The sequence below is a fragment of the Vibrio sp. D173a genome (assembly GCF_030248475.1).
Window position 1 is genome coordinate 1 of the sequence record NZ_JAHGAH010000011.1, and the last position, 15,089, is coordinate 15,089.

The following is a 15,089-nucleotide window of genomic DNA, read 5'->3' on the forward strand; positions in this document are numbered from 1 at the left end:
GATCAACACGCCCTAGTACGGTCGCTAAAAAGTGTATATCTTTGGCTCAATTGCTCTTTCGTGCCGTGCTACCACCCCATATTTTAAACGAGATAAAAACCCTAAACAAAACAATGGTATTGCCATTTCTTTATATTGTAGAAAATATTTCCGCATTTAATTTTTTTTGTGGAAAATTATTTTAGCTGGCAGGTAAAGAACCCTACAAATAGCAAAATGTTTCTCGAGGGAAGACTTTAGAATGTGACACGTAAATCTGGTGATACAAGCCGGTGAATATTAAATAATTTAAGTAAGTCGTCGTCATGAATTCAAAGTCTTTTATATTTTTGCTCTTTTTGTCTGTGTGTTTGATCTGGGGAACCACTTGGTTCGCAATGGAAGTCGCATTGCACTCTATTCCCCCTGTTCTTGCCACAGGTATGCGTTTTTTCCTTGCTGCACCTTTGCTGTTTGTGATGGCAAAAGCATTCAAACAACCTTTGATGTTCCCAAAGGGTAAACGTCATTGGATTTTTATCGTGGCTGTTTTGTACTTTGCGATGCCGTTCACCCTGATGATTTACGGAGAGCAATACATCTCGTCGGGTCTTGCATCGATTATTTTTGCCAACATGCCGGTTGCGGTGATGCTAATGTCTGGCCTGTTTTTGGGGCTGCGTTTGGCGCGTCATCAAGTGTTTGGTTTGTTGACGGCAGTGGTAAGTCTTTGTCTGATTTTGGGCAACGAGATGCAACTGGGTGGGGAAGATTACTTACTAGGTACGCTGTCGTTAGCGCTTGCGGTGGCGATGCATGCGGTAATGTATGTGTTAGTTCAAAAGTACTGCAAGGACATTCAGGTGTTGACCTATAATGCGGTGCCTTGTTTTATTGCGTCTCTGCTACTATTCGCTTTATCGGCAGTATGTGAGCAAGTTGATGTCGCGGCATTTACTTACGACTCAGTCCTAGCGGTCGTTTATCTTGGCTTTGTGGCAAGTGTTGGCGGTATTGTGGCTTACTTTAAACTTGGTCAGGTTTCGACACCGTTTCAAGCTTCGATTTGTTTTCTGATTTTCCCTTTGGTCGCGTTATTCCTATCCGCGTTTATTAATGGAGAAATGCTTTCAGAGCAGTCGATTATCTTAATGCTACCTCTTATGTTTGGCATTTTGTTAACCAAAGCACCTAAGAAGCTTTTCAAGTTCCGCTCAGTGGCAGTACCCGCCGAGTAACGCATAGCAAGAGGCTCTCATTGGCCTCTTTTTTTTGCCCTGAACCCGCAACATCCCCTTCTTTTATAAACACTGCAGTAAACGGCGAGGTAGTGCGGTTCTATCCATCCAGTGATTTGGAATCGACATTGGCGTGTCGTAATAACTTGCCCCAAGAATGGCATCGAGTGGAATGGCTCGACCACTTGAATCGCCGCCACAGTATATGTTCTCACGCATGGTGGTTTCGTAACTTTCTGAGTTCATCAACAAATGACAAATCACCACAAATGAAGCGTCTAAACCGCAATGCATCCCAACGGACTCCGCAACGCTGGTGGCACTTCTTCCGCTCATGGTTTCTGCTCTTTTGATGTCGTTCGCGATAGTCGAAGATATCGTCTGAGCCGCCATTACACATGCTTTTGGGGCTACGCCTTGTAGAGCGAGTTGAATCATCACTGCGATAGCTTGTGCATACATCACCGCGGTGTCGTTGTTGTTGGTAGCCCGCACCGCAGAATCGACCAGTTTAGCGAGTTTGTCATCATCGGAATGAAAAGCCACCAACGGCGGAATCTTAGATAATGCAGGGTTTTGTGTGTCGTCAGCCCCACATAGGGTCACACGCAGCTCTTCGGCTTCCAACTCATGAATGTTAAGCAGTGTTTGTTTAGTCGGTTTGTCTGTATAGCCCTGCCATTTACCACCAAAATCAAACCATTCTCGAAAGGAGCGAATGTAACGTGCCTCGTCGTAGTGTCCGGTTTGAACTAGAGCGTCTAACATGGCAACAAGCTGTGCGCCATAGTGGGTGAGGTCACAGACTTGCTTGCTACCGTGGGCAAAATAACCTTTGTCATGGTATTCAGTTCGGTTAGGTTGATGAAATTCCGGATGCGGAGAACCAAACTGCCTGATGAGCTCTTGATCGTAAAGCCAATGAAATCCGAGAGATGCTGCATCACCGACGAGTGCGCCGATAATGGCATGAAGAGAGCGAGCGTTTCTATGAGTCACCTTGCCACCTTTATCAACAGGGCTACTCAATAAGTCTTACACAGTTTCTTGGCTTTGTAGGGAAATTTTTCTGTTTTGGATCAAGACTATAGTGCTCAATTAACCATTGCTTTACTAGGGTTAAAAAGACTAAGGTTAAAAGCAAAACGCCCCGCGAGTGGCGAGGCGTTGGTTGTAGTGGCGTACTATTAATAATAACGATTAACTGTAAGCGCGTGCGACACGACCTTCACAATCCAAAGTAACCTGTTTTGCGTAAGCCGGAATGAAAACAGATTGTCCTTTTTCAATTACGCATGTTTCGCCGTTTGCGTGAGTTAGCACAAGTTTGGTGTCCAGAGGCATAAGGATCTCAGCGGTTTGAACTTCTAGAGTACGCTGGTGAGCTTGCTTAACGATGGCGAATTTGAAATCGTCGACTGGGATTGGGTATTCCAACATGTCTTCGATTTCGTTTGGTGCAAGCAATAGGCTGTCGAATGGCTTCTCATTGAAGCATGTGCACGCAACGAGCTCTTTCACGTCCATGTATTTTGGTGTCAGACCTGCGCGTAATACGTTGTCTGAGTTCGCCATGATCTCAAGACCTGTACCTTTTAAGTAAGCGTGTGGCGTTTCTGCATCCAAGAACATGGCATCACCCGGTTGTAGAGTAATCACATTAAGCATCAGTGGTGCAAATAAACCAATATCACCAGGGTATTGCTTCTCTAGTTCAAGAATGAGGTTGAACAGAGGCAAGTCTGTGATGCGAGCTTGAGCCAATAGCACCGTCAACGCCATCTCTTTCTGTTCGCCTTCTAGTGACAGTAGACCTGAGAAGAAGGTTGCTAAGCCCGTTGGCGTTTGGTTTGCGATAAGATCATCCACCAAGCCTTGTAGCTCAGGAATTGCCAGCTCAGAGAAGAAGCTGATGATTTCACTGGTTGGGCGGAAGCCATTCATCGCTTGGTATTCGGTTAGCGCGTAAACCAATTCAGGCTTGTGGTTTGGATCTTTGTAGTTACGGTTTGCAGCGGTTAGGGGAATGCCTTGTTTTTCTTCCAGTGCAAAGCCTAATTCTGCTTGCTGTTTGTTTGGGTGAACCTGAATCGACAGTGCTTTCTCAGCGGCAAGCACTTTAAACAGGTATGGAAGTTCACCAAAACGGTTTGTGACTTCTTCACTCAGAAAGGCATTCATGTCTTGAGCAATCAGTGAAGACAGTTTGGTCTCTTCACCGTTTACCATCACCAATGAGCAACCGTTTGGATGCGCGCCCATCCATACTTCTGCTTGTGGTTCGCCCGTTGGGTTTTCAATGCCAAACAGTTGGTTAACAGAAGTAGTACTGCCCCAAGCGTAGTTTTGAATCACGTTGTTCATCAGGAAAAACATCGGATGCGCAGCTTGAGTTTGAATCGTTTGTGTATCGGATATCGTTAAATCAGACATAGAGTGTCACCATGAGAGAAAATTATGGCTTGGGCGACATTGCCCAAGCCATAGGAGCCATTGGGGGTAGGGGTGATTAAGCGGCTGCTTGCATCATTTTTGCTTTGCGAACTTTCTTCAGAGTTACACACGTTACTGCGGTAACCACTGCGCCAGCTGCCATACAAATCAGAGCAAGTACTGGGTGGTTCATCGCGCCAAGTAGAGCGACAACTGGACCGCCGTGAGCAACACTGTTGGTAATGCTGAATGAGAACGCTATTACTGCCGCTACCATTGAGCCAAGTACGTTTGCTGGAATCACTGACATTGGATCTTGCGCTGCGAACGGAATCGCACCTTCAGAGATACCAACTAGACCCATTGCGCCTGCTGCTTTACCCGCTTCGGTTTCTGATTCTTCGAACAGGTCGAACTTACGACCCAGTGCCGTTGCCAGTGCCATGCCTAGAGGTGCAACAGGGATTGCACACGCCATCGCACCCATAAATTGAGTTTGACCACTCGCAATCATGCCTACAGAGAATAGGAACGCGACCTTGTTGAATGGACCACCCATATCGAAGCCAGCCATACCACCAAGTACGATGCCTAGTAGAACGACGTTACCTGTACTTATGCTTGTTAGTAGCGCAGTCAGACCGTCCATTAGGCTTGCGATTGGCGCGCCGATAACGAAGATGAAAAGACCAGCGATGAATAGCGAACCTGTGATTGGCGCAATCATGATTGGCACCAAAGGTTGAATGAATTTGTGGTAGTTAATCGACGTAATCCACTTCACGAAGTAACCCACAAGCAGACCAGCGATGATGGCACCGATAAAGCCTGTACCTGCGTCTGCGCCGTAGAAAGAACCGTTGTTTGCAATCCAACCACCGATCAAACCAGGAGCTAGAGCAGGGCGGTCAGCAATCGCGTAGGCAATGTAACCGGCTAGGATTGGAATCATCAGCGTAAAGGCAACCACACCTACGTTGAGGATTTGGTTCCACATGCTGCCTTCAGGAATTGCCATACCGGCTTCACTTGGCTGCCCACCAACTGCAAGAGCAAGTGCAATCAACAGACCACCCGTTACAACGAATGGGATCATGTGTGATACGCCGTTCATCAAGTAGCGGTATAGGTCAGAGCGAGCCTGAGAGGCCTTGTTTGCAACAGAAGTTTGCGCATTGCTGCTTGCTTCTGCTTGGTATTCTGGAGCGCTTAACGCTTCGTTAATCAGACCTTGAGCATCGCGGATAGGGGCTTTACGTTAGTTTTAACCACGCGTTTGCCCGCAAAGCGGTTCATGTTGACTTGTTTGTCACATGCCACAATGATTGCGTCTGCACGTTCGATTTCTTCTGCGGTTGGGCTGTTTTTCACACCGATTGAACCATTCGTTTCAACCTTGATTTCGTACCCCATCGCTGCTGCACCTTTCTCAAGCGCTTCTGCCGCTAGGTAAGTGTGTGCAACGCCTGCAGGACAACCGGTAACACCAATGATGAAGCCTTGGTTTGTTGGAGCGTCTGCCACTGGTTGTGGCTCTTCTTTAGCAAGCACGAGTGCCAGTGCGTCTTGGCTGTTTGTTGCACCTAAAAACGCATCAATGAAACCATCTTCAATTAATTTTGAAGACAGCTCTGCAAGTACTTCGATGTGGTGGTTATCGCCACCGTCTGGAGAAGCGATCATGAAGAACAGTTTTGAAGGCAAACCGTCTTCCGCGCCGTATTCGATACCTGATTTGCTTACGCCGATCACAACCGCTGGTTCGATGACTGCTGCACTTTTTGCGTGTGGGATAGCTACGCCATCTTCAAATCCGGTATTACCTAATTCTTCACGTGCTTTTATATCTGCAAGAAATTGCTCTTGGTCTGAAATACGACCTTGGGCGTGTAGAACTGCAACCAGTTCTTTAAATACGTCTTCTTTTGAAGTCGCTTGAAGATCAAGCTTAATCAAGTCTTCATTTATTAGTTTGGTGATCATTGTCGAACCCCTATAAATATAATTTTTATTTCAGGGGTATTTTGAAATTAACCAAGCGGAGACAGTAGTGAAGAAAAAATGCATTTACTGGACGATTGTAACCGCCCGACTAGAGTGTGATGTAGATCGTCTACTGGATAAACTTACTGCATATCTGTGACATTATGTGGAAGTCGATGAACCATAAGTGAAATGTGTTATTGCTCCCATATATAAGGTTTTGAAGACTTTATTGATAATTTACTAGACTGGATAATTGATGCGTTAACTGAATTTTTGTAACCTTAAAATGGAAGTGTGATTTTGCTCAATAGCACAAAAATCCAGTAGGGTGTATATCTATAGGTATAGCATCATGGATGCGTGTTAAAGAGTACGTAAAATGATTTTTCATGATTTGATTTCATCAGTATTAAACGAGCGAGAACCATTTCACAATATATGGTTTGCTGGTGATTTTCATACACCACCTGAATTTAGCTATCAGGTTAACTTCCCTCGATTAGAATTAGTCTTGTCTGGTGAATATATTAATGAAATGGAAAGTCATGATCGCAAAGTGACGCATATTGTGGCGAAAACCGGTGATGCGATATTTATTCCACCTAACTGTTGGAATAAACCTGACTGGGATACAGATTGCTCGGTATTAAGTATTCTCTTTGGTCGCCGTCAATTGGGTTTGAGTCTTGTGTCCAAACGTAAAGGGGAAGCGAGCTTTTACGATATCCAAAAGCACAGTATTCAAACTCGTTCTGGATTTGCCATTGATAATATCTTGGAAGCACTGAGTTCATTGGCTCGTGAGTGCAATAAGAAACCAATGGATGAGTTGTTGCTACAAGCCTTGTTGCAATACGCTAAGTCGATGTTAGATGCGCCTATCGAGACGCAGGCGCACAGCCGAGTGCAAGATCTGTATCAGGGTATTTGTATCTATATCCAAGAGAACTTCCACCGCCCAATCACACGTGACAGTATTGCGTCGAGGTTCAGCATCTCTTCTAACCATTTGTCGCGTTTGTTCCGTCAGCAAGGTCACATGACGTTAGCCGATTACATTACGTGGGTACGGGTAGACCGCGCGAAGTTTATGCTCAAGAAATACAACTTTAAGTTGAATGAGGTATCGGTGCGCTGTGGATTTAAAGATGTGAACTACTTCTGCCGAGTCTTTAAGAACCGCACGGGCAGAACGCCGACGGAATATCGCGGTTCAATCTAGAACAGAAATCAAAACAGTAAAGCCTAAGCGAGTAGCCTCGACATGGCGTACATCAGAAGCGCCTGCAAGTCGACGCTGCTTTTTGTTAGCAGTAAACGCTCCGCCATTTGGTCAGTGAGCAGGTTGCGGGTTAGGTTGGTGGCGGCGATGATTTGTTCTCGAGTGGGCTTAGCTGGCATCACCAGTGCTATGGCGAGATGAACTTCACCCATTTTGGACGCCCAATCCATTGGGATTTCGTTAGCGATAACCGCGATGGAAATGTGTTCTACACCTTCGAACATCACATGGGGTAGGGCAATACCCGGAGTTACGGCAGTTGAAGAGCGTTCTTCGCGTTTGATAAAGGCGAGAATGAGTTCGTCTGGGTGAATCGGATGAATAAGCTGAGCCAAGCCTTTCAAGCATTCGAACTTGGTGAGCTCAGTGTGTGCTTTGGCGTAATGCCATTGGATTTCACACGGCGGACAAATCTGGGGAAGACGCTCTGCTAGTTGGCTTGAGAACTTGTAATTGATGTGGGAACCCACAACAGTAAAGTTTTCGGCGATGATGTCTTTGATAACGAAACAGGCAAGCTCGGCGTCAATACCGATGGCAGTGATTTGGCACAGGTCGCCTTGTTGCAAGCCGACCTGTAAAACCGCGACTGACTTGGTAAGTTCAGCGATGCGGTTTTGGGTTATGTTGATGATGTGTATCGTGCTTTTGAACTTTTTGGCGACGTGATTGAGAGGCTGTGCAACATGAGCACTGGCGTTAATATCATCGACAAAAAAGGTAATCTGGTATTCGTTCATCTGCAAAGAGTATCATCGACAGTGTACAAGGAACACCTTATCAACATTAAGTAGCACGTCTTCAATTGGGATTTGGACTTTGTTGGTGCCTTCAAAGCGAGCTGGCTGTTCAATCTCGATATCGGACACAATTAAGACACGATCCGCTTGTGCAATGTCGTGGGGAGTGAGCTGATTCTCAATACCCATCGCACCTTGCGTTTCGACCTTAATTTGTACGTTATGCTTAGGCGCAGCTTTCATTAGCGCATCTGCCGCCATATAAGTATGAGCGATGCCTGTAGGATGCCTGTAGGGCACGCTGTCACCGCTACGATTTTCATGTTCTATCCACTTTATTTTTTGTGGATTTTAGCATAGTGGTCGTCGGAAGGATGGATATAAAGCAGATAATCGCAAGAGCTCTATCACAGTTTAAATTTCATGTTACATTAATCCAGTTAATGCACTTTTTGTCCTGTATTGGAAAGGACTAGTGTTGGTTACTCTGTACACAGTCATAGATGGAACAGATAACTCATGACTCTCGAGCGTTAACATTGCAAGGTACAAACAATGGACATATTAAACTTTATTGAGCTGGAAAACATTTGCTTGGATTTGCAGGCTCAAACCAAAGATGAAGCGCTCAAAGAGCTCGTCGAATTGTTGGACGCGGCGGGTAAGCTCACTAGCAAAAGTCAGTTCTTGGCGGACATTTGGAAACGAGAAGAGATTGGCAATACCGGCTTTGACGAGGGTATTGCCATTCCTCACGCCAAAAGTAACGCGGTTGCCAAACCCGCAGTCGCAGTGGGCATCAGCCGAAAAGGGATTGATTATGGTGCCGATGACGGCGAACTGTCTGACGTATTTTTCATGCTGGCTTCTCCGGATGGGGACGACCATCACCACATTGAAGTCTTGGCACAAATTTCTACCAAAATCATTGAAGATGGTTTCGTCAATAAGTTAAAAGCGGCGGAGTCGGTGGAGGAAGCGCGCGAGCTACTTACTGATATTCAATCGAACACGAATGACTCTGGTATCGATCCTTTAGAATTTGCGTCTGAGCCACCCAGCCCTTGGGCGCAAAAGCTCGGCAGAATGAAAGAACACTTGCTGTTTGGTACCTCTCATATGATTCCGTTTATTGTCGTGGGCGGCGTGTTGTTGTCTCTGTCTGTGATGATTTCAGGCCATGGTGGCGTTCCGGAAGAGGGGATACTGGCAGATATCGCTGAGATGGGTATCGCTGGTTTGACGCTGTTTACCGCGGTATTGGGTGGTTATATTGCCTATTCGATGGCGGATAAGCCGGGTTTGGCTCCGGGTATGATTGGCTCATGGATTGCGGTTAGTCACTACAATACTGGCTTCTTGGGCGCGATTGTGGTCGGATTTTTCGCCGGCTTTGTGGTTTGGCTGCTGAAGAAGATTCAACTGCCGGACAGCATGAGCTCCCATGGCTCGATCTTTATCTACCCACTGGTTGGTACGTTTGTTACCTGTGGCGCAGTGATGTGGGTGATTGGCTCACCTATCGCCAGCGCAATGACGACCATGAACGATGTGCTCACAGGTATGGCGGGCTCAGGCAAAGTGATGTTGGGCACCGTACTAGGCGCAATGACTGCGTTTGACATGGGCGGCCCTATCAACAAAGTGGCGACTTTGTTTGCTCAAACACAGGTAAATACTCAGCCGTGGCTAATGGGTGGTGTCGGTATTGCGATCTGTACTCCGCCTTTGGGTATGGCATTAGCGACTTTCCTATCGCCAAGTAAGTTTAAACGTGATGAGCGTGAGGCGGGTAAAGCGGCGGGCATCATGGGCATGATAGGCATCAGTGAAGGGGCGATTCCGTTTGCTGCCGCTGACCCAGCTCGCGTACTGCCTGCGATTGTTGCTGGTGGCATAGTTGGTAACGTGATTGGTTTTATGTTCCATGTCATTAACCATGCGCCGTGGGGCGGCTGGATTGTACTGCCTGTTGTGGATGGCAAGATTGGCTACATTGTCGGCACAATCGCAGGCTCGTTTACCACAGCATTGATTGTTATTGCGCTTAAGAAGACCGTCACAGAAGACGACAGTCCGGTTGGGCAATCTCAAGCTTATACGTCTGTGCAAGGCGAGGGCGAAGCAGACATTCTTGCCGTGACGTCTTGCCCATCTGGTGTCGCGCACACCTTCTTAGCGGCGAAGTCATTAGAGAAAGCTGCCTGTGCGTTAGGCATTAAGATCAAGGTCGAAACGCAAGGAGCGAACGGCATCATTAACCGAATCACTGACAAAGATATCGCCAAGGCTAGGTTTGTTGTCTTTGCTCACGATGTAGCCATCAAAGAGCCGGAGCGCTTCAGAAAAATGAAGGTGCTGGATGTCAGCACTAAAGACGCGATGCTCAATGCTGCAGCACTGTTGCAGGCGAAAAGAATCCCTTAAGTATGTAGCTCCCTAACTAAGGCTATCTGCTCGTTAGCTCCATCATTTTTGATGGAGCTTTTTTATCCCTGCGAAAAGTGCCGCTATGTTTTTTGGTTGGACTGGTTGAGGTGACGGGGGCAATTTTGATGTTAATTGGCTTGTTATCGACGAAGAACTTGTTAAGTACGATAGGTGCAAGTTTTATTGTTTTCACCTCCGTTGGTGCGTTGTTTTTCCATTTTCGTTTTGATATTTGGAAAGATGCGATTCTGTCCATTGTGACGCTTTTGTTATCACTTTTCGTGGCTTTGCCGTTGATTGAGTTTGCTGCGCTTATTTAAGATGAAATTATTGCAAGTAATGCTCTGAAATCTTTAGTAACATGTTTCAAATATTAACTGATTCAAATAGTAATAGTTTCAAAACGTCACTTATTTCGAATTCAAGGAGGCTTGCAATGGAAAAACTAAGAGTAGCATTTATTGGTCTGGGTGTGATGGGATACCCAATGGCTGGTTACCTAAGTAAAGCGGGCTTTGAAACCAAAGTATACAACCGCACAAAAGCGAAAGCCGACAAATGGGCTGAAGAATACCAAGGTGTGGCTTGTGAAACACCACGTGAAGCGGCAGAAGGCTGTGACATCGTTTTTACCTGTGTGGGGAATGATGATGACGTTCGTAGCGTTGTTTACGGTGAAGAAGGCATGCTGGTTGGCTTAAAAGCGGATGCAGTGTTAGTGGATCACACGACGACTTCTGCAGACCTAGCGGTTGAGCTGGCTGAAGCGTGTGTTAAGTACGGCAAGCACTTCATTGATGCGCCAGTTTCTGGCGGCCAAGCGGGTGCAGAAAATGGTGTACTAACCATCATGTGTGGTGGTGAACAAAGCATTTTTGACCGTGTGTCTCCAGCGATGGATGTGTACGCGAAGCAGATGACGCTACTGGGTGAAAACGGTCAGGGCCAACGTTGTAAGATGGTAAACCAAATCTGTATTGGTGGTGTTTTACAAGGTCTGAGTGAAGCTTTGCTACTGGCTCAAAAATCAGGCTTGGACATCGCTCAAGTTGTAGAAACGTTGAAGCATGGCGCTGCAGGTTCATGGCAGATGGAAAACCGCGCAAATACGATGGCGGAAGATAAGTTCGATTTTGGCTTCGCTATCGATTGGATGCGCAAAGATTTGGGTTTCTGTCTGCAAGAAGCAGAGCGAGTGGGTCTAGAGCTTCCATTGACGAAGAAAGTGGATGAGCAATACGCAGACCTTCAACGAGATGGTTTAGGTCGCATGGATACATCAGTACTGATCAAAGCGGTCGCTAAAAATCAGTAGTTGATGAATCAGTAATAGATAAACAGTTCTTTGGTATCAAAGAGCTTAAAGAAATCTAAGTTAATCATAATGAATCTCCTTGAGCATGGTTCGTGACTAGTGATTAAGGATTAGTGATTTGAAATCAGGAGGTGCTGTTGGGCACCTCCTTTTTTATGTCTTTTAATCACACAGTGTGATGATTACAGCGTTCGCTTACTTGTTTAAGCCTAGCGCAATCTCAAGACCTTTGCCGTACGCTTCGTCTGCTTGGTATGCGTGTTGAACGTGGCGCTGTTGGATGAACTCTGGCACACCGTCCATTGCGCGAGCTGTGTTGTCGAACAGAGTTTGACGTTGCTCTTCACTCATCAGACGGAATAGGTCACCCGCTTGGCTGAAGTAGTCTTCGTCTACACGGTGATCGTAGTGATCAGCGTTGCCGTTGATGCGTAGAGGTGGCTCAGAGTAATCTGGTTGCTCTGCCCATTCTTGTTTGTAGTTTGGCTCGTAACCTAGTGTTGAACCAAAGTTGCCATCAACGCGCATTGCACCATCGCGGTGGTAGCTGTGAACAGGGCAACGAGGTGCATTCACTGGGATTTGATGATGGTTCACACCTAGACGGTAACGCTGAGCATCGCCGTAAGCGAACAGACGACCTTGTAGCATCTTATCTGGTGAGAAGCCGATACCAGGTACTACTGCTGCTGGGTTGAACGCTGATTGTTCAACTTCTGCGTAGAAGTTTTCTGGGTTACGGTTCAGTTCGAACTCACCAACTGGGATCAGTGGGTAGTCTTTTTGAGACCATACACGTGTTAGGTCGAATGGGTTGAAGTTGACTTCATCCGCTTCTAACTCAGGCATGATCTGTACGTACATCTTCCATTTAGGGAAGTCTTGACGCTCAATCGCTTCGTAAAGGTCACGGTGATGGCTTTCGCGGTCTTTACCTACGATTGCTTCTGCTTCTTGGTCAGTTAGGTTTTTGATGCCTTGCTGAGTTTTGAAGTGGAATTTCACCCAGTAACGCTCGTTTTCTGCGTTGAAGAAGCTGAATGTGTGGCTACCAAAACCATGCATATGACGGTAAGACGCTGGGATACCACGGTCACTCATTACGATAGTCACTTGGTGGAACGCTTCTGGTAGTGATGTCCAGAAATCCCAGTTGTTGGTAGAGCTACGCATGTTAGTGCGAGGGTCGCGTTTTACTGCGTGGTTTAGGTCTGGGAATTTTAGTGGGTCACGTAGGAAGAATACGGGTGTGTTGTTACCAACCAAGTCCCAGTTACCTTCTTCAGTGTAGAATTTTAGTGCGAAACCACGGATGTCGCGTTCTGCGTCTGCTGCACCGCGCTCACCAGCTACAGTAGTGAAGCGAGCGAATAGTTCTGTTTTTTTGCCTATGTCAGAGAAGATCTTAGCACGAGTGTACTTTGTGATGTCGTGCGTTACTGTGAACGTACCGTAAGCACCAGAACCTTTTGCGTGCATACGACGCTCAGGGATCACTTCGCGGTCAAAGTGTGCCAATTTTTCAAGGAACCAAACGTCTTGTAATAGTTGAGGGCCACGAGGACCTGCAGTCATAACGTTTTGGTTATGTGCGACAGGGCAACCTGCTGCTGTAGTCAATTTCTTGCTCATTTGAATTTCCTTGCAATAGTGATAATAAATCTTGTCTTTTGGATGAATCCGAAAGTGATGCGAGGAGAATAACGCTGTAATTGAGAAGAAAAAAACTGTTATTAGCAATCAGTGTGATAGGTGTCACCTATGATTTAAGTGATTGTTAATTAATGGCTTTGTGTCAATTAACATTATTTGTCGTGTGGATTATAAATGGTATTCAGGTATGTTTAGTGTGAATGATTTCTGTCTATTTCAAAGATTTCCGAAATAGACAGAAACTCTCAACGGTTTGAGAAGGTCTCAACTCGATTAACCGAATTTCACTTCAAGTTCTTCTGCTTTAGTAAATGCAGGATGAGTCGCGAGCTGTGCACCATAACGTTGGATGTTTGGGAAGCGCTCAATGACGCCAAACTTGTTTAAAATATCGACGACAAAAGACATCATGAAATCCGCGCCTGTTAGTCGCTCTTCTACAAAGTAGGTTTTCCCTTCGAGGCTTTGATCAACGTAACCCATGACTTTCATGGTTTCCGCATCGGCGTAGTCCGCAAGGAAATTGGTCTGTGCGCCATCTTTAGCAACAAACATCTTGAGTAGCAGGGGAACCATGGCTGAGCTCTCTGCAAAATGCAGCCATTGAATGTACTGCGTGTAAGCTTTGCTGCCACGTACTGGTGCAAAACGTCTATCTGCATACTTTTCAATTAAGTATTCAGTGATAGCGCCAGATTCTGTGACGACCTCATCGCCATCCTCCAATACAGGTGACTTGCCGAGTGGATGAATGCTCTTGAGCTCAGGTTGTGCAAGGAAGGTGACGCTGTCACGAAGGTAAGGCACGATCTCGTAGTCCACTCCCAATTCTTCTAACAACCAAATGATGCGTTTTGAGCGAGACTGATTTAAATGATGCAGTTTAATCATAGAAGAATCCTTTCTTATACAGGTTGATTGGTTTGAATAACAAGCTTGCCGAAGTTTTTGCCTTCCAGTAGACCGATGAATGCCTCTGGCGCGTTTTCTAAACCTTCTACTAGATGTTCGCGATAGTGGATTTTGCCTTCTGCTAGCCATTGGCTTACATCTTTGACGAAGTTTGTGTAGCTTTGCTCGTAGTGGTCAAAAATGATGAAGCCTTGCATCTTTATGCGTTTGACCAGAATGTTACCCATTAGCATCGACATACGATCTGGACCTTCTGGTAACGCTGTCGCGTTGTATTGAGAAATCAAACCACAAAGTGGCACGCGAGCGCCGACGTTAAATAGAGGTAATACGGCATCAAAAACTTTTCCGCCTACGTTTTCAAAGTAGACATCGATACCTTTGTCGCATGTTGTTGCTAGTTGCTCTGCAAAGTCATCAGCGGTGTGATCAAGACAATCATCAAAGCCAAGGGTCTCTTTTGCATACTGGCACTTCTCTGCGCCGCCTGCGACACCGATTACGCGGCAACCTTTTAGCTTACCGATTTGACCAACCATGGAGCCCACCGCACCAGTTGCAGCTGCGACAACTAGAGTATCGCCAGCTTTAGGCTGACTAATTTCCAATAAACCCACATAAGCGGTAAAACCAGGCATACCAAGCACACCAAGGGCATACGAAGGATGCGTCGGCTTAGTGCCTAATTTAAATAGACCTTCGCCGTTAGATAGCGCGTAATCTTGCCAGCCTGTGTAAGCTACCACCCATTCGCCAGCTTGGAAGTCAGAGTTCTTCGAATCCACCACCTGACAAACGGTTCCGCCAACCATCACATCGTTTAGCTCTACTGGATCAGCGTAGGATTTGCCTTCATTCATACGGCCGCGCATATATGGGTCAAGAGACAGGTACACGCTACGTAAAAGCACTTCACCTTCACTCGGAGTAGGGATGGCAGTTTGTTCTAAACGGAGGTTCTCTGGGACAGGCGAACCTTTTGGGCGGTTAGCCAATACGATTTGACGGTTGAGCGTTTGGGTCATGGTAAGTCCCTATATTAAGTATTAGACCAGTCGTCTAGTATTGATTCCTAAAAAATCCGCCGTACTTTTTGGGTAAAGATAAGGCGGATTAAGTGT

11 protein-coding genes and 3 pseudogenes are annotated in these 15,089 nt (G+C 46.2%); 6 read left to right on the forward strand and 8 right to left on the reverse strand.

The genetic code is table 11. The features are described 5' to 3' along the window. Together KIV40_RS01830 and KIV40_RS01835 are read left to right on the forward strand one after the other, a co-directional pair. Positions 1–185: hypothetical protein (locus KIV40_RS01830; RefSeq protein WP_285347820.1), on the forward strand; the 185-nt coding region annotated here is incomplete at its 5' end. Positions 186–305: 120 nt separating this feature from the next. Further along, positions 306–1,217, forward strand: a complete 912-nt coding sequence (locus tag KIV40_RS01835) for a DMT family transporter (RefSeq protein ID WP_005432081.1) — start codon at positions 306–308, stop codon at positions 1,215–1,217. Positions 1,218–1,280: 63 nt separating this feature from the next. Here the strand turns inward: KIV40_RS01835 and KIV40_RS01840 are convergent, their stop codons facing one another. From KIV40_RS01840 to KIV40_RS01850, 3 genes and pseudogenes are all read right to left on the reverse strand, one after another. Then, positions 1,281–2,216 (reverse strand): ADP-ribosylglycohydrolase family protein, encoded by a 936-nt coding sequence (locus KIV40_RS01840; RefSeq protein ID WP_285347821.1) that lies wholly within the window; start codon positions 2,214–2,216, stop codon positions 1,281–1,283. Positions 2,217–2,417: 201 nt separating this feature from the next. Further along, positions 2,418–3,650, reverse strand: a complete 1,233-nt coding sequence (manA, locus tag KIV40_RS01845) for a mannose-6-phosphate isomerase, class I (RefSeq protein ID WP_285347822.1) — start codon at positions 3,648–3,650, stop codon at positions 2,418–2,420. 76 nt (positions 3,651–3,726) lie between these two features. Beyond that, positions 3,727–5,633: pseudogene (locus KIV40_RS01850) on the reverse strand (fructose-specific PTS transporter subunit EIIC). 382 nt (positions 5,634–6,015) lie between these two features. Between KIV40_RS01850 and KIV40_RS01855 the strand changes: the two are divergent. Next, positions 6,016–6,858, forward strand: coding sequence for a helix-turn-helix transcriptional regulator (locus tag KIV40_RS01855; protein ID WP_005451367.1), 843 nt, complete (start codon positions 6,016–6,018; stop codon positions 6,856–6,858). A gap of 23 nt (positions 6,859–6,881) precedes the next feature. Here the strand turns inward: KIV40_RS01855 and KIV40_RS01860 are convergent, their stop codons facing one another. Beyond that, on the reverse strand, positions 6,882–7,658 hold the full coding sequence (locus KIV40_RS01860; protein WP_285347824.1) for a PTS sugar transporter subunit IIA: 777 nt from the start codon (positions 7,656–7,658) through the stop codon (positions 6,882–6,884). Between the two features lie 12 nt (positions 7,659–7,670). After that, a pseudogene (locus KIV40_RS01865) lies at positions 7,671–7,981 on the reverse strand (PTS fructose transporter subunit IIB). Between the two features lie 232 nt (positions 7,982–8,213). Here KIV40_RS01865 and KIV40_RS01870 point away from each other — a divergent pair. The 3 genes and pseudogenes from KIV40_RS01870 (at position 8,214) to KIV40_RS01880 (ending at position 11,403) form a co-directional block, all read left to right on the forward strand. Then, positions 8,214–10,085: a fructose-specific PTS transporter subunit EIIC gene (locus KIV40_RS01870; RefSeq protein ID WP_285347826.1), complete on the forward strand. Its 1,872-nt coding sequence runs from the start codon at positions 8,214–8,216 to the stop codon at positions 10,083–10,085. Between the two features lie 89 nt (positions 10,086–10,174). Further along, positions 10,175–10,408: pseudogene (locus KIV40_RS01875) on the forward strand (DoxX family protein); the annotation flags it as partial. Between the two features lie 116 nt (positions 10,409–10,524). Next, positions 10,525–11,403 (forward strand): NAD(P)-dependent oxidoreductase, encoded by an 879-nt coding sequence (locus KIV40_RS01880; protein ID WP_011999443.1) that lies wholly within the window; start codon positions 10,525–10,527, stop codon positions 11,401–11,403. Between the two features lie 195 nt (positions 11,404–11,598). Here the strand turns inward: KIV40_RS01880 and KIV40_RS01885 are convergent, their stop codons facing one another. From KIV40_RS01885 to KIV40_RS01895, 3 genes are all read right to left on the reverse strand, one after another. Continuing rightward, entirely contained in the window at positions 11,599–13,035 is a 1,437-nt protein-coding gene (locus KIV40_RS01885) for a catalase (RefSeq protein ID WP_285347829.1), read from the reverse strand. A gap of 294 nt (positions 13,036–13,329) precedes the next feature. After that, on the reverse strand, positions 13,330–13,947 hold the full coding sequence (locus KIV40_RS01890; protein WP_285347830.1) for a glutathione S-transferase family protein: 618 nt from the start codon (positions 13,945–13,947) through the stop codon (positions 13,330–13,332). 14 nt (positions 13,948–13,961) lie between these two features. Further along, entirely contained in the window at positions 13,962–14,993 is a 1,032-nt protein-coding gene (locus KIV40_RS01895) for an NADP-dependent oxidoreductase (RefSeq protein ID WP_285347832.1), read from the reverse strand. Positions 14,994–15,089: the final 96 nt, after the last annotated feature.